This window comes from Sphingomonas mangrovi (assembly GCF_047975845.1).
Taxonomy (GTDB): domain Bacteria; phylum Pseudomonadota; class Alphaproteobacteria; order Sphingomonadales; family Sphingomonadaceae; genus Sphingomonas.
On the sequence record NZ_JBIUCZ010000015.1, the window covers coordinates 49,065 to 66,218 of the forward strand.

At 71.3% G+C, this 17,154-nt stretch carries 16 protein-coding genes and 1 tRNA gene; 7 read left to right on the top strand and 10 right to left on the bottom strand.

Going from position 1 to position 17,154, the window contains the following annotated elements:
- Window positions 1-45: 45 nt before the first annotated feature.
- A complete protein-coding gene (locus tag ACBY01_RS09385) occupies window positions 46-2,400 on the bottom strand; it encodes an FtsK/SpoIIIE family DNA translocase (protein ID WP_416460548.1) in 2,355 nt (784 codons plus the stop codon).
- A 129-nt stretch (window positions 2,401-2,529) separates the two neighbouring features.
- On the opposite strand from ACBY01_RS09385, the gene ACBY01_RS09390 reads away from it, so the two are divergent.
- The gene (locus ACBY01_RS09390) at window positions 2,530-3,747 is read left to right on the top strand and encodes a UbiH/UbiF/VisC/COQ6 family ubiquinone biosynthesis hydroxylase (RefSeq protein ID WP_416460549.1); all 1,218 of its coding nucleotides are present in this window, start codon (window positions 2,530-2,532) and stop codon (window positions 3,745-3,747) included.
- 49 nt (window positions 3,748-3,796) lie between these two features.
- Here the strand turns inward: ACBY01_RS09390 and ACBY01_RS09395 are convergent, their stop codons facing one another.
- Genes ACBY01_RS09395 through ACBY01_RS09410 form a run of 4 tightly spaced genes read right to left on the bottom strand, consistent with a single transcriptional unit; the run spans window position 3,797 to window position 5,874 of the window.
- The gene (locus ACBY01_RS09395) at window positions 3,797-4,186 is read right to left on the bottom strand and encodes a hypothetical protein (RefSeq protein WP_416460550.1); all 390 of its coding nucleotides are present in this window, start codon (window positions 4,184-4,186) and stop codon (window positions 3,797-3,799) included.
- On the bottom strand, window positions 4,183-4,362 hold the full coding sequence (locus tag ACBY01_RS09400; RefSeq protein ID WP_416460551.1) for a Trm112 family protein: 180 nt from the start codon (window positions 4,360-4,362) through the stop codon (window positions 4,183-4,185). The genes ACBY01_RS09395 and ACBY01_RS09400 overlap by 4 nt, the downstream gene beginning before the upstream one ends.
- Complete coding sequence (locus ACBY01_RS09405) at window positions 4,359-4,967, bottom strand: LON peptidase substrate-binding domain-containing protein (protein ID WP_416460552.1); 609 nt, start codon at window positions 4,965-4,967, stop codon at window positions 4,359-4,361. The genes ACBY01_RS09400 and ACBY01_RS09405 overlap by 4 nt, the downstream gene beginning before the upstream one ends.
- A gap of 4 nt (window positions 4,968-4,971) precedes the next feature.
- The gene (locus tag ACBY01_RS09410; protein ID WP_416460586.1) at window positions 4,972-5,874 is read right to left on the bottom strand and encodes a tetratricopeptide repeat protein; all 903 of its coding nucleotides are present in this window, start codon (window positions 5,872-5,874) and stop codon (window positions 4,972-4,974) included.
- A 179-nt stretch (window positions 5,875-6,053) separates the two neighbouring features.
- Here ACBY01_RS09410 and ACBY01_RS09415 point away from each other — a divergent pair.
- The 4 genes from ACBY01_RS09415 (at window position 6,054) to ACBY01_RS09430 (ending at window position 9,825) form a co-directional block, all read left to right on the top strand.
- Window positions 6,054-6,128 (top strand) — tRNA-Gly (locus ACBY01_RS09415).
- Window positions 6,129-6,309: 181 nt separating this feature from the next.
- The gene (locus ACBY01_RS09420) at window positions 6,310-7,101 is read left to right on the top strand and encodes a DUF72 domain-containing protein (RefSeq protein WP_416460553.1); all 792 of its coding nucleotides are present in this window, start codon (window positions 6,310-6,312) and stop codon (window positions 7,099-7,101) included.
- Between the two features lie 97 nt (window positions 7,102-7,198).
- Window positions 7,199-9,295, top strand: coding sequence for a malate synthase G (locus ACBY01_RS09425; protein ID WP_416460554.1), 2,097 nt, complete (start codon window positions 7,199-7,201; stop codon window positions 9,293-9,295).
- Entirely contained in the window at window positions 9,295-9,825 is a 531-nt protein-coding gene (locus ACBY01_RS09430) for a gamma carbonic anhydrase family protein (protein WP_416460555.1), read from the top strand. Before ACBY01_RS09425 ends, ACBY01_RS09430 begins: the two co-directional genes overlap by 1 nt.
- Window positions 9,826-10,002: 177 nt before the next feature.
- Here the strand turns inward: ACBY01_RS09430 and ACBY01_RS09435 are convergent, their stop codons facing one another.
- The 5 genes from ACBY01_RS09435 to hemC form a co-directional block, all read right to left on the bottom strand.
- On the bottom strand, window positions 10,003-11,106 hold the full coding sequence (locus ACBY01_RS09435; RefSeq protein WP_416460556.1) for a CaiB/BaiF CoA transferase family protein: 1,104 nt from the start codon (window positions 11,104-11,106) through the stop codon (window positions 10,003-10,005).
- Between the two features lie 151 nt (window positions 11,107-11,257).
- Window positions 11,258-12,442, bottom strand: coding sequence for an acyl-CoA dehydrogenase (locus ACBY01_RS09440; RefSeq protein WP_416460557.1), 1,185 nt, complete (start codon window positions 12,440-12,442; stop codon window positions 11,258-11,260).
- A 14-nt stretch (window positions 12,443-12,456) separates the two neighbouring features.
- Complete coding sequence (locus ACBY01_RS09445; RefSeq protein ID WP_416460558.1) at window positions 12,457-13,416, bottom strand: hypothetical protein; 960 nt, start codon at window positions 13,414-13,416, stop codon at window positions 12,457-12,459.
- A 31-nt stretch (window positions 13,417-13,447) separates the two neighbouring features.
- On the bottom strand, window positions 13,448-14,122 hold the full coding sequence (locus ACBY01_RS09450) for a uroporphyrinogen-III synthase (RefSeq protein WP_416460559.1): 675 nt from the start codon (window positions 14,120-14,122) through the stop codon (window positions 13,448-13,450).
- Window positions 14,119-15,045, bottom strand: a complete 927-nt coding sequence (gene hemC / locus ACBY01_RS09455) for a hydroxymethylbilane synthase (protein WP_416460560.1) — start codon at window positions 15,043-15,045, stop codon at window positions 14,119-14,121. Before hemC ends, ACBY01_RS09450 begins: the two co-directional genes overlap by 4 nt.
- 91 nt (window positions 15,046-15,136) lie before the next feature.
- On the opposite strand from hemC, the gene tsaD reads away from it, so the two are divergent.
- On the top strand, window positions 15,137-16,177 hold the full coding sequence (tsaD, locus tag ACBY01_RS09460) for a tRNA (adenosine(37)-N6)-threonylcarbamoyltransferase complex transferase subunit TsaD (protein ID WP_416460561.1): 1,041 nt from the start codon (window positions 15,137-15,139) through the stop codon (window positions 16,175-16,177).
- Window positions 16,174-17,154: an NAD(P)H-dependent glycerol-3-phosphate dehydrogenase gene (locus ACBY01_RS09465; protein WP_416460562.1), complete on the top strand. Its 981-nt coding sequence runs from the start codon at window positions 16,174-16,176 to the stop codon at window positions 17,152-17,154. The genes tsaD and ACBY01_RS09465 overlap by 4 nt, the downstream gene beginning before the upstream one ends.

The window sequence follows — 17,154 nt, forward strand, 5'->3', positions numbered from 1 at the left end:
CCGGCGGTTTCCCGGCGTTCAGCCGAGGCCGCGCTGCCGTGCCGTTCAGCTCAGCGGCCGCCCGTCGGGATCCATCAGCACTTCGCGGCGGCCGACATGGTCGGGGCGCGAGACGAGCCCGTCCTTCTCCATCCGCTCGATGAGCCGCGCCGCCGAGTTGTAGCCGACGCGCAGCTGGCGCTGGAGCCAGGACGTCGACGCCTTCTGGCTCTCGGCGACCAGCTGGCACGCCTTGCGGTAGAGCTGGTCCTCGGGGCTGTCGTCGCCGGTCGGCGCGCCGTCCAGGCTGAAGCCGCCGTCCTCGCCGGGATCGTTGGTGACCGCGTCGATGTAATCGGGCTCGCCCTGCGCGCGCCAGAAGTCGGCGACCGACTGCACCTCGTCGTCGGACACGAACGGGCCGTGGACGCGCGCCAGCTGCTTGCCGCCGGGCATGTAGAGCATGTCGCCGCGGCCCAGCAGCTGCTCGGCGCCCTGTTCGCCCAGGATGGTACGCGAATCGATCTTGGACGTGACGTGGAAGGAGATTCGGGTCGGCAAGTTCGCCTTGATGACGCCGGTGATGACGTCGACCGACGGGCGCTGCGTCGCCATGATGAGGTGGATGCCGGCGGCGCGCGCCTTTTGCGCCAGCCGCTGGATCAGGAATTCCACTTCCTTGCCGGCGGTCATCATCAGGTCGGCGAGCTCGTCGACGATCACGACGATCTGCGGCAGCGGCTGCAGGTCGAGAGTCTCCTCCTCGTATACCGGCTGGCCGGTCTCGGGGTGGTAGCCGGTCTGCACCTTGCGGCCGAGCTTCTGGCCCTTAGCCTTGGCAGCGCGGACCTTTTCGTTGAACGAGCCCAGCGAGCGGACGTTGACCGACGCCATCATGCGATAGCGGTCCTCCATCGTCTCCACCGCCCATTTGAGGGCGCGCACCGCCTTGGGCGGATCGGTCACCACGTCGGCGAGCAGGTGGGGGATGCCCTTGTACATGCTGAGTTCCAGCATCTTCGGGTCGATCATGATCATGCGGCACTGATTCGGCGTCAGCCGGTAGAGCAGCGACAGGATCATGCAATTCAGGCCCACCGACTTGCCCGAACCGGTGGTGCCGGCGACCAGCAGGTGCGGCATCGGCGCCAGGTCTGCGACGACCGGATCGCCGGCGATGTTCTTGCCCAGCACGATCGGCAGCTGCGCATTCTGGTCGGCGAAGCTCTGGCTCGCCATCAGCTCGTGCAGGTTCACCGTCTCGCGCCGCTGGTTGGGCAGCTCGATGCCGATCACGGTGCGGCCGGGGATGGTCGCGACGCGCGCGGAGATCGCCGACATGTTGCGGGCGATGTCGTCGGCAAGCTGGATGACTCGGCTCGCCTTGATGCCGGGGGCGGGCTCCAGCTCGTACATGGTGACGACGGGGCCGGGCGAGACCTTCACGATCGCACCCTTGACGTTGAAGTCGTCGAGCACGCTTTCGAGGAGGCGCGCGTTGCGCTCCAGCGCCGCCTTGTCGACCGACGGACCGCTGTTGGGGGGCGGCGGCGCGAGCAGGTCGAGCGTCGGCAGGTCGAAATTGTCGCGCAGGTCGAGCGACTGCTGCGCCGGCTTGGGCTGGTTCGCGGGGGACGGCGGCGCGCTGCGATCCTCGATCGTCGGCGGCGGACGGCGCTCGGGCTCGGCGAGCTTGCGCGGCTTGGGGTCGAACGGCAGGTCGTCGGCGTCGTCGGGATCGATCGCGACGCGGCGGTTGCCCGGCACCGGCGCCGCATCGAGGAGATCCTCTTCGTCGTCGATACCGTCCGCCGACCCGGCGCGGCGCGGCAGCCGCAGGCCGCCCGCCGGCAGGGAGATCGTCATGCCGCGACCCCACAGCACCACGCCGGCGATGCCGACCAGTGCGCCGACGACGCGCTGGGTCCACAGCACGGCGACGGCATCGGGAATCATCCGGATCAACCCCTGGAGGAGCGACGCGAGCGACCAGCCGACGATACCGCCCCAGCCGCCCGGCAGCGTCGTCACCGCCTCGTGGGACACGAAGGACAGCGCGGTCCCCATCAGCGCGACGCCGATCGTGCAGTCGCGCAGCATCGCGCCCCAGCGGCCGACCGGCACGTCGCGCCACAGCCGCACCGCGAAGACGAGCCCGAGCGGCAGCAACAGCCCCACCGCGACCCCGAACACCGCCAGCAGCAGGTCGGCGACATAGGCGCCGGGCGCGCCCAGCCGGTTGTCGATCATGGCGCCCGCGGCGGTGTTCAGCGACGGATCGCCCGGATGATAGGTGATCAGCGCCACCGCCAGCAGCAGCATCAGCAGGAACAGCGCCACCGCGCCCAGCATCGCGCCGCTGCGTACCGCCCCCGCGCGCATCGCGTCGCGCCACACCATCGGTTGCGCCTGGCTGGCCATGACCTTCTTCCCGCTTAAAAACTTCGAAAAATGCAAGCGGATGCATCGCGCGCGCCGACTCCGCCGTCAAGGCGAAGGCATTCGGTCCAGCCCTTTGCGCGGGCGCCGTTCCGCACTACACCGGCGGCCATGCAGCAAGCGGACGTCCTCATCCTCGGCGGCGGACTGGTGGGCAGCACGCTCGCCGTCGCGCTCGCCGCCCACGGCCTCAGCACGATCGTGATCGATCCCGCCGACCCGGCGGTGACCCTCGCGCCCGGCTTCGACGGGCGGGCATCCGCGATCGCGAGCGCCAGCCATCGCATGTTCGAGGCGTTGGGCATCGTCGACCGGCTGGCCGGACAAGGCTGCCCGATCCGCGCGATCCGCGCCACCGACGGACTGGCGCCGGGCGGGCTGGACTTCGTGCCGGAGGCCGACGCGCCACCGCTGGGCGTCATGTACGAGAACAAGGCGATTCGCCGTGCACTGCTCGAAGCGGCGGAGGAGGCGCCGACCGTCGACCTGCGGATGCGCACCCGCGCGGTGTCCGTCGATCGCGGCCCGAACGGCGTGACGGTGGTGACGGACAAGGGCGACACGCTGACCGCGCCGCTGCTGATCGCCGCCGAAGGGCGCAACTCGCCGACGCGCGAGGCCGCGCGGATCCGCATCGCGCGCTGGCGCTACGATCATGTCGCGATGATCGCGACGCTCAACCACGAGCACCCCCACGAAAACGTCGCCTACGAAATCTTCTATCCGGCAGGGCCCTTCGCGATCCTGCCGATGAACGACGATGCCAACGGCCATCGCTCGGCGATCGTCTGGACGGTCGATGCCAAGGATGCGCCGGGGCTGCTCAAGCTGTCCGACCGCGGCTGGCTGGCCGAGGCGTCGAAGCGGATGGGCGGCTTCCTGGGCGAGCTCGGGCCCTTGTCGACGCGGTCGAGCTACCCGCTCGGCTTCCACCATGCCGCGACGATCACCGCGGACCGGCTCGCGCTGGTCGGCGATTCGGCCCACGGCATCCACCCGATTGCCGGCCAGGGGCTCAACCTGGGGCTGCGCGACGTCGCGGCGCTGGTCGAGGTGCTCGTCGAGGGCAAGCGGCTCGGCATGGACCTGGGCGACCCGCACCTGCTCAAGCGCTACGGCCGCTGGCGCGGGCTCGACACGCTGGCGGTGGCGACCGCGACCGACGGGCTCACCCGGCTGTTCGGCATCCCCGGCAAGACCGCCAGCGCGGTGCGCCGGTTCGGCCTCTCTGCGGTCGACCGGATCCCGCCGCTCAAGGCGCGCTTCATGGCCGAGGCGCGCGGCGAGACCGGCCAGCTGCCCAAGCTGCTCCAGGGCGAACTGGCGTAAAACGCCGTGCTCCTGCGCAGGCAGGAGCACGGATAGCGTCCTCGCGACGCTAGCGCTCCGCCACGTCCTGCCGCTCCGCCTCGACCCCCGCGGCGCGAGGGCGGGTCATGATGAAGCTGCCGTTCCAGGCGCCGGGCACCTGCCATTCGCCGACGATCTCATCGCCCTCGGCATTCACCTGGCCGCGATATTCGACGATGTCGTAGGAGTCGCTCGCCGGCGCGTAGAATTTGGTGAACCGTACCGAGCGCCCGTCGCGCGTCCCGTCGATCGCGGCACGAAGGTGCCGGCCGACGACCTCGATCGTGTCGATCTCCTCGATCGTGCCGCCCAGCCGCCCGTCCGAATCGGTGACCGTCGCGCGAAAGCTCGCGGCGGGCAGGTCCTCGGGATAGTTGAAGATGCCGAGCCATACGCCGCTCAGCGCGAGATCGCTCATGCGTTGAGCCGGCGCGCTTCCTCGACCAGCATCACCGGCACGCCGTCGCGCACGGGATAGGCGAGCCCCGCCGCCTCCGACACCAACTCCTGCGCGGCCTCGTCCCAGCGTAGCGGGGTGCGGGTCACCGGGCACACCAGGATCGACAGCAGCCAGAGATCGATCGGTCGGGTCATTGCAGCGTGCCTCCTTCCTCGTCGCCGTGCCGGCTGAAGAACTGCATCAGCTGTACGATCAGCTCGGCGCGGGCCGACAATGTCTCCGCCTCCAGCAGCGCCTGTTTGGAGGCCGGATCGAACGGCGCGATCTGCGCGACGCCGTTGACCAGCGTCTCGTCGTCGAGCCGCGCGACCGACTCCCAGTCGACCGAATAGCCCTGCACCTCGGCGAAGCGCCGCGATTCCATCTCCAGCGACGCGCGTTCCGCCATCGCGAGCGTCGCGGCGGGCGCGTTCTCGAGCAGCTCGGCCTCGACCTGGCGAAACGGCGTCGCCACGTCGAGCTCGCGCAGCACCCGGAAACGGGCCAACCCTTCCAGCACGATGTCGTAGCGGCCGTCGGGCAGCGCCTCGACGTCGATGATCTGGCCGATGCAGCCCATGCCGAACAGCGCCGGACGATCGCCTTCCCCGCGCGGCTGGATCATGCCGATCCGGCGGTCGCGGGCGAGTGCGTCCGACACCATCGCCCGGTAGCGCGGCTCGAAAACGTGCAGCGGCAGGTGCATGCCCGGAAACAGCAGCGCGCCCGACAGCGGAAAGATCGAGACGCGGCTCGCCATGCGGTCAGCCGAACAGGACGGCGGAGAGCTTGCGGCGCTGGGCCGACACCCACGGATCTTCCAGCCCGACCGCTTCGAACAGCTTGAGCAGCTGCTGGCGTGCGGCGCCGTCGTTCCACTCGCGATCGGCGGCGACGATCGACAGCAGCGTCGCCGCGGCCGCATCGCGGTCGCCTGTCGCCATCTGCCCGCCCGCAAGGCGGAAGCGCGCGTCGAGATCGTCCGGGTTGGCCGCAACCTCGGCAGCGAGGCCAGCGAGATCGTCGACCGGCTGCGCCTCGCGCGCCAGCGCTAGCGAGGCGCGGGCGCGTTCGATGTCCGGATTCTTCGCGGCTTCGGGCGGCAGCGCCGCGATCGCCGCCTCGGCGTCCTCGTCGCGGCCGAGCAGCATCAGCGCGCGGACGCGGCCGACGGCGACACCGGCGTGATCGGGGGCGATCTCGGCGACCTGGTCGAAGATGGACAGCGCGCGCTCGGCATCGCCGCCGGCGAGCACGTCCTCGCCCATCTGCACCAGCGGCGCGATGTCGGCGGCGGGATCGGCGTCTGCGGCCCCGGGCTCGACCGGCAGCTGCGCCAGGATCTGGTCGAGCGTGCTCTTGAGCTGCCCTTCGGTGCGCGCCTGGGTCAGGTCGGCGACCAGCTGCCCCTGGAACATCGCATAGACGGTGGGGATCGACCGCACCTGGAATTGCGAGGCGATGAACTGGTTCTTGTCGGTGTCGACCTTGGCCAGCACCACGCCCTTGTCGGCATAGGCGGCGGCGACCTTTTCCAGCACCGGCGCCAGCGCCTTGCACGGGCCGCACCATTCCGCCCAGAAATCGATGATCACCAGCTTGGTCATCGACGGTTCGACGACGTCGCGGCGGAAGGCTTCCACGGCCTCCTTCTCGGCGGCGGACAGTCCTAGCGTGGCCAAGGCGGGCTCCTGTTGCGATTGCGCTGTGCGTTGGGCGCCTATGTGGGCGCTGGGATGCGGCAGGCCAAGTCTTTTCGAAAATGTGCAACAAGCCGCTTGCCGGACCCGAAACTCGCTGCTAATGCCCGCCACCTCGCCGGGACACACCGGCGAAACGCCAGAGAGCGGGCGTAGCTCAGGGGTAGAGCACAACCTTGCCAAGGTTGGGGTCGAGGGTTCGAATCCCTTCGCCCGCTCCAGTCGCCGGGATGATTTGGCGACGCCAGATCATCCTTCCATCGGCGACATCGGCCGGCGCCGCACAGCGGCGACCGACGACGTGGCTCCGCCACGGAGCTCACCAAACTTCTCCAATATCAATCGACTTGCACCCCGCTGCACCCGCGTCCTAGCTGCGCGCAAGCGATACGGGAGAGCGGCATGACGGACGTGCGGGTCGGGATCGGCGGCTGGAGCTTTCCGCCGTGGCGCGGCACCTTCTACCCGGAGGGGCTGGCGCAGAAGCGCGAGTTGGAATTCGCGTCGCGTGCGGTGACCGCGATCGAGATCAACGCCACCTACCACGGCAGCCAGAAGCCGGCGAGCTTCGCCAACTGGGCCAAGACGGCGCCGGAGGACTTCGTGTTCGCCGTGAAAGGCTCGCGCTACGTCACGAATCGCAAGGTGCTGCGCGAGGCGGGCGAATCGGTTCAGCGCTTCCTCGATCAGGGGCTCGTCGAACTGGGTGACAAGCTCGGTCCGATCCTGTGGCAGTTCATGGCGACCAAGAAGTTCGAGCCCGAGGATTTCGCCGCCTTCCTGCGGCTGCTGCCAGCCAAGCACGATGGAATCGCGCTGCGCCATGCGGTGCAGGTCCGCCACGAAAGCTTCGCTGTGCCCGAGTTCGTCGCCCTGGCGCGCGACGCGGGGGTGGCGATCGTGTTCGCCGATTCGGCACGCTATCCGGCGATCGCCGACGTCACTGCCGACTTCGTCTATGCGCGGCTGGAGGCGGCCGAGGAAGCCGAGCCGCAGGGCTATGCCCCCGCCGCGCTCGATCGCTGGGCGGAGGCCGCGAAGACCTGGGCCGCAGGCAGCGTGCCCGAGGGGCTGCCCTATGTCGACGCGACGCCGCCGCCGCGGGTGCCGCGCGAGACCTTCGTCTTCTGCATCAACGGCGCCAAGGTCCGTGCACCCGCCGCAGCACAGGCGCTGATCGCCCGCCTCGGCTGAGCGGGCTTGCGTCGGGCGGGGCGGTTGCGGCAAGCGGGGAACGCCTCCCCCGGACCCGAGCCCCGTCAGGGGTGTAGCGATGCATGGAGGCACTAGCATGAACGACCGGATCGAACGCGCGGGGCTGCAGGTCGCGGCGCCGCTGGCGCAGCTGATCGAGGAGCGGGTGCTGCCGGGAACGGGGCTCGATCCCGATGCCTTCTGGACGAGAACGGCCGCGATCTTCGCGGCGCTGGCGCCCGAGAATCGCGCGCTGCTCGCCCGGCGCGACACGCTCCAGCAGGCGATCGACGGCTGGCACGATGCGCATCCGGCGCCGATCGACCCGGCGGCCTATCGCGGCTTTCTCGGATCGATCGGCTATCTGGTGCCGCCGCCGGCGCCTTTCACCATCGATCCGGGCGCGGTCGACGACGAGGTGGCGCGGATCGCGGGGCCGCAGCTGGTGGTGCCGGTGCTCAACGCGCGCTTCCTGCTCAACGCCGCCAATGCGCGCTGGGGCAGCCTCTACGATGCGCTCTACGGCACCGATGCGCTGCCCGGGACGCCGGCGGGGCCAGGCTATGATCCGGAGCGCGGCGCGGCGGCGATCGCCTGGGGTCGCGACTTCCTCGACCGCGCGCTGCCGCTCGCCCAAGGCAGCTGGCGCGACGCGCGCTGGCCGGTGACGCTCGCCGACCCAGGGCAATGGGTCGGCAGCCGCGGCGAGTCGCAGCTCTACCGCCACCACGGGCTGCACATCGAGCTGGTGGTCGATGCGGACCACCCGATCGGGCGCGACGATCCGCTCAATCTCGCCGACATCCTGCTCGAATCGGCACTCACCACCATCGTCGACCTAGAGGATTCGGTGGCGGCCGTGGATGCCGAGGACAAGGTCGCGGCCTATGCCAACTGGCTGGGGCTGATGCAGGGAACGCTGGAGGCGCGCTTCGACAAGGGCGGCGAGCGTGTGACCCGGCGCATGGCCGAGGACCGCCGCTACCGCGACGGCGACGGCTGCGAGACCATCCTGCCCGGCCGTGCGCTGCTGTTCGTGCGCAATGTCGGCCATCTCATGACCACGCCGGCGGTGCTGCTGCCCGACGGCTCGCAAGCGCCAGAAGGAATCCTAGACGCGATTGTCACCAGCCTGATCGGGCTGCACGATTTGAAAGGCTTGGGGACCCTACGCAACAGCCGCGCCGGCGCGATCTACATCGTGAAGCCCAAGATGCACGGGCCGGAGGAAGTCGCCTTCACCGAGCGGCTGTTCGCGGCGGTGGAGGATCTGCTCGGCCTGGCGCGCAACACGATCAAGCTGGGAGTGATGGACGAGGAGCGGCGCACCTCGGCCAATCTGGCGGCGTGCATCCATGCGGTGAAGGACCGCATCGTGTTCATCAACACCGGCTTCCTCGACCGCACCGGCGACGAGCTGCACACGTCGATGCGGGCAGGCGCGATGGTGCGCAAGGGCGCGATGAAGGCGCAGCCGTGGATCGGGGCCTATGAAGATCGCAACGTCCAGATCGGGCTCGCCTGCGGCTTTTCCGGGCGCGCGCAGATCGGCAAAGGGATGTGGGCGGCGCCCGACCGCATGGCGGCGATGCTGGCGGAGAAGGGCGCGCATCCCGCAAGCGGCGCCACCACCGCCTGGGTGCCGTCGCCGACCGCGGCGACGCTGCACGCGACGCACTATCACGCCGTCGACGTCTTCGCCCGCCACGCCGCGCAGGCCGACGAGCCGGTGGCGTTGCTCGACGCGCTGCTCACCGTACCGGTCGCGCAAGGAGACTGGTCGCGCGAGGAGATCCGGGCGGAGATTGACACCAATGCCCAGGGGATCCTCGGCTATGTCGTGCGCTGGATCGATCAGGGGGTCGGCTGTTCGAAGGTGCCCGATCTGGCCGACGTGGGGCTGATGGAGGACCGCGCGACGCTGCGGATCTCGTCGCAGCACCTCGCCAACTGGCTGCTGCACGGCGTCGTCACGCGCGAGGAGGTGGAGGCGTCGCTGCGGCGGATGGCGGCAAAGGTCGACGCGCAGAATGCGGGCGATCCGCACTACCGGCCGATGGCGGAACGCGAGGCGGAGAGCCTGGCGTTCCAGGCGGCGCGCGCGCTGGTGTTCGAGGGGGTGGACCAGCCCAACGGCTATACCGAGCCGCTGCTCCACGCCTATCGCGCCCGCGCCAAGCAGGAGCGACGCTGATGCCGCTCTACGCGCTCGACGGGGTGGCGCCGCAGCTGCCGGCGGACGGTTCGGCCTGGGTCGCGCCTTCGGCCGATCTGATCGGCGACGTGCGGCTGGGACGCGACGCGAGCATCTGGTTCGGGGCGGTGATCCGCGCCGACAACACGCCGATCCGGGGCGGCGATCGCACCAACATCCAGGACGGCGCGATGCTCCACTCCGACGTCGGCAGCCCGCTGACGGTGGGCGCAGGGGTGACGGTGGGGCACCACGCCATCCTTCATGGCTGCACGGTCGAGGACGGCGCGCTGATCGGCATGGGTGCGACCGTGCTCAACGGTGCGGTGATCGGCGCCGGATCGCTGGTGGGGGCAGGGGCGCTGGTGACCGAAGGCAAGGTGTTCCCGCCCGGAAGCCTGATCGTCGGCAGCCCGGCGCGGGTGGTGCGCAGCCTCGACGAGAAGGCGCTCGCGGGGTTGCGCGCGTCAGCGGACGGCTATGTCGAACGCCAGCGGCGGTTCGCGCAGGAGCTGGTGCGGGTTGGGTAGCCCTTTCGATACGGGCTTTCGGCAAGCGCGAACCCATTCGAGACGAATGGAGAGGAGGGGCTAAACCCCGCCTTCTTCGTCATCCTGACGGAAGTCAGGATCCATTGACGCACCGGTCAAGAGTCGCGGAAGTCGCGTGTCTAGATGCTGACTTCCGTCAGCATGACGGGTAACTCGCTACCCGCTGCGCTTCGGGCTCGGCGTGTCCGCGGCCATGCGTTCGCCGTCGATCACGATCGGGCTCGCGACGCCGGGAATGCCGCCGGGATCGATCCGCATCCCGCGCGCGACGACCTGCGGGTCGGCGAAGGTCTCCGCGACGCTGTTGATCGGGCCGGCGGGAATCCCGGCGGCCTCCAGCGCCTCGTAGAGCGCCGCCTTGCGCCAGCGGCGGATCGCTGCCGCCAGCATCGGCAGCAGCCGCACTCGCCCGGCGACGCGCCCGGCGTTCGTGGCGAAGTCCGGGTCGACGGCGAGCCCGACCACCTCGCACAGCCGGCGGAACTGCGCGTCGTTGCCGACCGCGACGATCAGCGCGCCGTCGGCGGTCTCAAACGGCTGGTAGGGAACGAGGTTGGGGTGGCCGTTGCCCATCCGCCCGGGCGCGGCGCCGCTCGCCAGAAAGTTCATCGCCTGGTTGGCGAGCACCGCCACCTGCGTGTCGAGCAGCGCCATGTCGATGTGCGCGCCGGCCCCGGTTTCGTCGCGCCGGCGCAGCGCCGCCAGGATCGCCACCGCCGAATAGACGCCGGTGAACAGGTCGACATAGGCGACGCCGGCCTTCTGCGGCGGGCCGTCCGGGGCGCCGGTCAGCGACATGAACCCGCCCATCCCCTGGATGATCGCGTCGTAGCCGGCGCGTCCGGCATAGGGTCCGGTCTGGCCGAATCCAGTGATCGAGCAGGTGACCAGCCCCGGCCGCACGGCGGACAGGCTGGCATGGTCGAGGCCGTAGCGGGCGAGCGCACCGACCTTGTAATTCTCGATGACGACGTCGGCGTCGGCGACGAGCGCGCGGACCGCCGCCTGGCCCGCGGGCGTGGCGATGTCGATCGCGACGCTGCGCTTGCCGCGGTTGGTGGCGTGGAAATAGGCGGCGTCGCGCGGCTTCCCCTCGGCGTCGTGGAGGAAGGGCGGACCCCAATGGCGCGTGTCGTCGCCTCCGCCCGGCCGCTCGACCTTCACCACCTCGGCGCCCAGGTCGGCGAGCAGCTGCCCGCACCACGGCCCGGCGAGGATGCGCGCGAGCTCGACCACGCGGATGCCGGCAAGGGGTTTCACGATACATCCCCCAGTGTTCCCGCGAAGGCGGGAACACTGGGCCAGGCAGAGCCAGCAGCGGCGGTGTTCGGAACCCTGGGCTCCTGCCTGCGCAGGAGCACGTCGAAGGGGCGGGGGGGCATCGTCATCCGCTCCTCAAGCTGCCGCTCCGTCAGAACGCGGGAATGCCGGTGATCGCGCGGCCCAGGATCAGCCCGTGGACGTCGTGCGTCCCCTCATAGGTGTTGACCGTTTCGAGGTTGATGGCGTGGCGCAGCACGTGGAATTCGGCCGAAATGCCGTTGCCGCCGTGCATGTCGCGCGCGACGCGGGCGATCGCCAGCGCCTTGCCGCAGTTGTTGCGCTTAACGATCGAGATCGCCTCGGGCGCGAGCGTGCCGTCGTCGAACATGCGGCCGCAGCGCAGCGCCGCCTGCAACCCCAGCGCGATCTCGGTTTCCATGTCGGCGAGCTTGATCTGCACCAGCTGCTTGGAGGCGAGCGGCACGCCGAACTGCTGGCGGTCGAGCGTGTAGCCGCGCGCCGCCGCGAAGCACGCTTCCGCCGCGCCCATCGTGCCCCAGGCGATGCCGTAGCGCGCGCGGTTGAGGCACCCGAACGGACCCTTCAGCCCTTCGACCTCCGGCAGCAGCGCGTCCTCGCCGACCTCGACGCCCTCCATCACGATCTCGCCGGTGATCGAGGCGCGCAGCGACAGCTTGCCCTCGATCTTGGGCGCGGACAGCCCCTTGGTGCCCTTGTCCAGGATGAAGCCGCGAATCTTGCCGCCGTGCGCGTCGGACTTGGCCCACACCACGAACACGTCGGCGATCGGCGCGTTGGTGATCCAGGTCTTGGTGCCGGTAAGGCGATAGCCGCCGTCGATCGCCTCGGCGCGGGTGCGCATGCCGCCGGGATCGGAGCCCGCGTCGGGCTCGGTCAGGCCGAAGCAGCCGACCCATTCGCCGCTCGCCAGCTTGGGCAGGTATTTCCGCCGCTGCGCTTCCGATCCATAGGCGTGGATCGGGTGCATCACGAGGCTCGACTGAACGCTCATCGCCGAGCGATAGCCCGAGTCCACCGCCTCCACTGCGCGGGCGACCAGTCCATAGGCGACATAGCCGAGCCCGGCGCCGCCGTATTCGGCCGGGATCGTCGGCCCGAGCAGGCCGAGTTCCCCCATCTCGTGGAGAATCTCGCGGTCGAAGTCTTCGTTCAGATAGGCCTGGGTAACGCGCGGCAGCAGCTTGTCCTGCGCATAGCCCTGCGCGGTGTCGCGGACCAACCGCTCCTCGTCGGTCAGCTGCGCGTCGAGCGCGAACGGGTCCTGCCAGTCGAACCGCGCCATCCCGGCCATCGGCTATCCTCTTCTCATGCGCCGGTCTGGTTGGTGCCGGCCTGTTCGTCCTGTGGGGCTTCCGTTGGAGCGCCTGCATCCGCACCGGCATCGCCCTCCGGCAGCGGCGCGGCTGCGGGAGCGACCGGCATCGGCGGCGGCGGCAGCGCCCCGCCGCCCTGGATCGCCACCGTCTCGATCGCGTTGAGCGCCTGGCGCGCGGCGATGTAGCGGCGCGCCGCATCCATCCAGCTCTGCGCGTCGGCGGCACCGGGCATGCGCGCCACCTCGGCGAGCGCGCCCTCGACCTGCCCGGCGTCGAGCCGGCGGCGCGCACGGGCGAGCCGGTCGGCGGGCAGCATGCTGGGGCTCGAATCCTGGCGGACGATCACCAGCTGCGAGAGCTCGCGGCGAAGCCCGCCCCACCAGCTCTCCTGCGGACCGCCGCCGGACAGCTTGGGCGCGATCGTATCCAGCGCGAGCCGCAGATCCTCCAGCGTCACCGGCTGGCGCGCGGCCGCGATTACCGTCGCGACGGCCTCGGGCTCGGCGGTGTCGAAGCGCAGGCGCAGCTGGTCCTCGACATAGCCGAGCCCCAACCCGCGATCGAGCGCGCGCCGCGCCGCAAAGGCGATCAGCAGCCCTTCGGCGCGGGTCGCGAAGCCCGAGGCGACGCGCGAGCTGGAATCGACGTTGGCGAGCCGCGCCTCGAGCTCGGCGATGTGCGCGGCGAGCACGGTTTCGCGCTGCGAGATCGTCGCCAGGTCGGGCGGGCGTTGGGCGGGGGGCGGGGCGAGCGCCGTCGCCGGGACCGCGACCGTCCGCACCGTCGTCGTGTTGCGCGCCGGTCCCCAGCCGATCCGGTCGCCGAAGCGATGCAGGAGCCCGGCCATCGCCGCCAGTCCGAGGACAAAGGCGACGAGCGCGACCCACAACATGGTATTTCCGCGCCGGCTGCGCGGCGCCGGGTCGGCGGACGCCGTTTCCATCGTCATGCCGCCCTTATCCCTGTGCCGGCGGGCGCGGTCAATCGGCGAGCCCGATCGCCGTCGCCACCAGCGCGGTGTCGCTGGGGGAGGGAGCGACGGCGATGCGATCCCAGCCGTCGCCCGCGGCTGCCGCAGCGGCGGGGCTGATCGCGGCGAGGCGCAGCGCGGCGGGCGGGATGCGGTGTGCGTCGAGCGCGGCGCGCAACGTGGCGGCGGCGCGGGGGGAATGGACCAGCGCGACGCTGCCGGCGAGCGCCTGCACCGCCTGCGGCTGGAGCGGTGCGGGGACGCTGGCATAGACGCGGACGATCCGCCGTACCGCGCGATGGTGGTCGAGCCGCAGCGCCTCGCCGCCCAGCCACAGCGCGCGGCCCACCCCGGCCTGCGCCGCGCGATCGAGCAGCGCCTCGGCACCCGCATCGCCGATCGCGACCACGCGACAACCCGCGGCCGTAGCGGCACGGGCGGTCGCCTTTCCCACCGCCCAGACTGGCAGCGCGAGCAGCGTGGAGAGCTTCGCGCCCGCGCAGCGCAGCGCGTTGGCGCTGGTCAGCACCAGGGCATCGTGGTCGGCCGGGTCGATCTCCGGCCACGGGCGACGCTCCACGTGGAACAACGGCAGCCGCAGCGCCCGATGACCGGCTGTCTCGATCCGCGCGATCGTTGCGCTCGCCCCCGGCTCGGGGCGGAGCACCGCGAGCGCCCGGCTCATTCGCCCGCGAACAGCCGCCGCACGCTGTCGGGCGCGCGCGCGAGCAGGTCCGCGGCCAGTGCCGGCGCGAGCGCGAGGTCGCCGACCGGACCCTCGATCGATCCGGCGACATGGGCGCTGCCGTCCTGCGCATAGAGCTCGGCGCGCAGCGTCAGCCGGGTACCCGCGACGGTGGCATGTGCCGCGACCGCCGAGTGGCAGTCGGCGCCCAGCGCCTCGAGCAGCCCGCGTTCGGCCGACACGGCCGCGCAGGTGTCGGCATGGGCAATCGCGCCGACGCGTTGGCGGGCGTCGGCGTCCTCCGCGCGAACCTCGATGCCGACCGCACCCTGCGACGCCGCCGGCAGCATCAGCTCCAGCGGCACGGGCGTGCCGACGTCGTCGCGGCCGAGGCGCGTCAGCCCGGCCGCGGCGAGCAGCGTCGCATCGGCCTCGCCGCTCGCCAGCTTGGCCAGCCGGGTGGCGACGTTGCCGCGGAACAGCACGATCTTCGCGTCGGGCCGATGGCGCAGCACCTGTGCGGCGCGGCGCGGCGAGCTGGTGCCGACGACGGCACCTGGCGGCAGCTCGGCGAGCGAGGCGGCGCCGACGAGGCGATCGCGAACGTCGGCGCGGGGCAGCATCGCGGCGATGGCGATCCGCGTCGGGCGGATCGTCTCGACGTCCTTCATCGAATGCACCGCGGCGTCGATCTCGCCGTCCAGAAGTGCGCGGTCGAGCTCCTTGGTCCACAGCGCCTTGCCGCCTATCTCGGCGAGCGCGCGGTCCTGCACCCGATCGCCGGTGGTGCGGATGGTGACGATCTCGATGCGCTCGGGCGCCCAGCCGTGCGCCGCGGCGAGCGCGTCGCGGGTCATGTGCGCCTGCGCCAGCGCCAGCGGCGACCCGCGCGAACCGAGTTTGAAAAGTGGGGCGGTGTCCATGCCCCTCGGCCTAGGCAAGCCGCCGCGCTTCGACAAGCGCGGCGTCTTCGCCCCTTCGACAAGGCCGGTGCGAGCGGGTAGGAGGGGCGCCATGTCCGCCCCCCTGATCCTCGGGCTCGAATCGAGCTGCGACGAGACCGCTGCCGCCCTGGTCCGCGGCGACCGCACCATCGTCGCGCACAAGCTCGCCGGGCAGGAGGCGCACCACGCCCCGTTCGGCGGGGTGGTGCCCGAAATCGCCGCGCGCGCGCATGTCGAGGTGCTGGGGCCGCTGGTCGAGACGGCGCTCGCCGACGCCGGGGTAACGCTGGCCGAGGTCGACGCGATCGCCGCGACGGCCGGGCCGGGCCTCATCGGCGGGGTGATGGTCGGGCTGGTCACCGGCAAGGCGCTGGCGCTGTCGGCGGGCAAGCCGCTGGTCGCGGTGAACCATCTTGAAGGGCATGCGCTCAGTCCCCGGCTCGCCGATCCGGGCCTGAAATTTCCCTATCTGTTGCTGCTGGTGTCGGGCGGCCACTGCCAACTGCTGCTGGTCGAGGGGGTGGGGGCCTATCGCCGGCTCGCCACCACCATCGACGATGCGGCGGGCGAGGCGTTCGACAAGACCGCCAAGCTGCTGGGACTCGGCTTCCCCGGCGGCCCCGCGGTCGAGCGGGCGGCGGCCGAGGGCGACCCGCGGTCGGTGCCGTTGCCGCGGCCGCTGGTCGGCTCGGGCGAGCCGCATTTCTCCTTCGCCGGATTGAAGAGCGCGGTGCTGCGCGCGCGCGACGCCGGCATCCACGCCACGCCCGATATCGCCGCGTCCTTCCAGCAGGCGGTGGTCGACTGCCTGGTCGACCGCACCCGCCGCGCGCTGGGGGGGATCGCCCCGCCGACCGCGCTGGTGGTGGCAGGCGGCGTCGCCGCCAATCGCGCGGTGCGCAGCGCGCTCGAAACGCTCGCGGCCGAGCACGACCTGCGCTTCGTCGCGCCGCCGCTGTGGCTGTGCACGGACAATGCCGCGATGATCGCCTGGGCCGGTGCCGAGCGCTTTGCCGCCGGGCTGACCGATCCGCTCGACGTGCCCGCCCGCGCGCGCTGGCCATTGGATCCCGAAGGCGAACGCGTGCGCGGGGCGGGGGTGAAGGCATGAGCGTGCTTGGCGTTCTCGGTGGCGGGGCCTGGGGCACCGCACTTGCGCAGGTGCTCGCCAGTGGTGGCGGCGACGTCCGGCTGTGGGTGCGCGAGGCGGAGGTGATCGAGGCGATCAACACCACCCACCAGAACCCGGTGTTCCTGCCGGGGCGCCCGCTCTCCGACCGGATCGTCGCCACCGACGACGCGTGCTGGGTGGCGGAGGCGGAGGCGGTGCTGGTGGTGACGCCGGCGCAGCATATGCGCGCGGTGCTCGCCGAGCTGCCGTGCCACGGCCAGCCGCTGATCCTGTGTTCCAAGGGGATCGAGGCGGGCAGCCTCAAGTTCCTGCACGAGGTGGCGCGCGAGGTGGTCGACGGATCGCCGGTCGCGGTGCTGTCGGGGCCGACGTTCGCGCACGAGGTCGCGGCCGGATTGCCGACCGCGGTGACGCTGGCGGCGGAGGACCCCGCGCTCGCACACCGGCTGGCGGGCCGGATCGCCCAGCCGACGCTCAGGCCCTATGTCTCGACCGACGTCGTCGGCGCCGAGATCGGCGGCGCGGTGAAGAACGTGCTGGCGATCGCGTGCGGCGTGGTCGAGGGTGCCGGACTCGGCCAGAACGCGCGCGCCGCGGTGATCGCGCGCGGCTTCGCGGAAATGACCCGCTTCGGCCTGGCGCGCGGCGCCCGCGCTGAGACGCTGTCGGGGCTGTCGGGGCTGGGCGACCTGGTGCTGACCTGCTCGTCGACCAGCTCGCGCAACTATTCGCTGGGCGTGGGGCTGGGCCAGGGCCGTCCGGCCCAGGAAATGCTCGCCGATCGTCGCACCGTTGCCGAGGGTGCGCATACCGCGCCGGTGTTGGCCCAGGCCGCTGCCGCCGCCGGGGTCGACATGCCGGTGACCGAGGGCGTGTGCCGGCTGCTTGCCGGCGCCGATGTCGGCCGTGTGGTCGAGGCGCTGCTCACCCGCCCACTGCGCGAAGAGGGCGTCTGA

Excerpts from the sequence above, each read along its gene's own strand:
- ACBY01_RS09440 (WP_416460557.1), bottom strand. The coding sequence starts at position 12,442 with ATGGCCGGGATGGCGCGGTTCGACTGGCAGGACCCGTTCGCGCTCGAC.
- ACBY01_RS09445 (WP_416460558.1), bottom strand. The coding sequence starts at position 13,416 with ATGACGATGGAAACGGCGTCCGCCGACCCGGCGCCGCGCAGCCGGCGC.
- hemC (WP_416460560.1), bottom strand. The coding sequence starts at position 15,045 with ATGGACACCGCCCCACTTTTCAAACTCGGTTCGCGCGGGTCGCCGCTG.
- tsaD (WP_416460561.1), top strand. The coding sequence starts at position 15,137 with ATGTCCGCCCCCCTGATCCTCGGGCTCGAATCGAGCTGCGACGAGACC.
- ACBY01_RS09465 (WP_416460562.1), top strand. The coding sequence starts at position 16,174 with ATGAGCGTGCTTGGCGTTCTCGGTGGCGGGGCCTGGGGCACCGCACTT.
- ACBY01_RS09390 (WP_416460549.1), top strand. The coding sequence starts at position 2,530 with ATGCAGCAAGCGGACGTCCTCATCCTCGGCGGCGGACTGGTGGGCAGC.
- ACBY01_RS09400 (WP_416460551.1), bottom strand. The coding sequence starts at position 4,362 with ATGACCCGACCGATCGATCTCTGGCTGCTGTCGATCCTGGTGTGCCCG.
- ACBY01_RS09395 (WP_416460550.1), bottom strand. The coding sequence starts at position 4,186 with ATGAGCGATCTCGCGCTGAGCGGCGTATGGCTCGGCATCTTCAACTAT.
- ACBY01_RS09450 (WP_416460559.1), bottom strand. The coding sequence starts at position 14,122 with ATGAGCCGGGCGCTCGCGGTGCTCCGCCCCGAGCCGGGGGCGAGCGCA.
- ACBY01_RS09430 (WP_416460555.1), top strand. The coding sequence starts at position 9,295 with ATGCCGCTCTACGCGCTCGACGGGGTGGCGCCGCAGCTGCCGGCGGAC.
- ACBY01_RS09385 (WP_416460548.1), bottom strand. The coding sequence starts at position 2,400 with ATGGCCAGCCAGGCGCAACCGATGGTGTGGCGCGACGCGATGCGCGCG.
- ACBY01_RS09425 (WP_416460554.1), top strand. The coding sequence starts at position 7,199 with ATGAACGACCGGATCGAACGCGCGGGGCTGCAGGTCGCGGCGCCGCTG.
- ACBY01_RS09420 (WP_416460553.1), top strand. The coding sequence starts at position 6,310 with ATGACGGACGTGCGGGTCGGGATCGGCGGCTGGAGCTTTCCGCCGTGG.
- ACBY01_RS09405 (WP_416460552.1), bottom strand. The coding sequence starts at position 4,967 with ATGGCGAGCCGCGTCTCGATCTTTCCGCTGTCGGGCGCGCTGCTGTTT.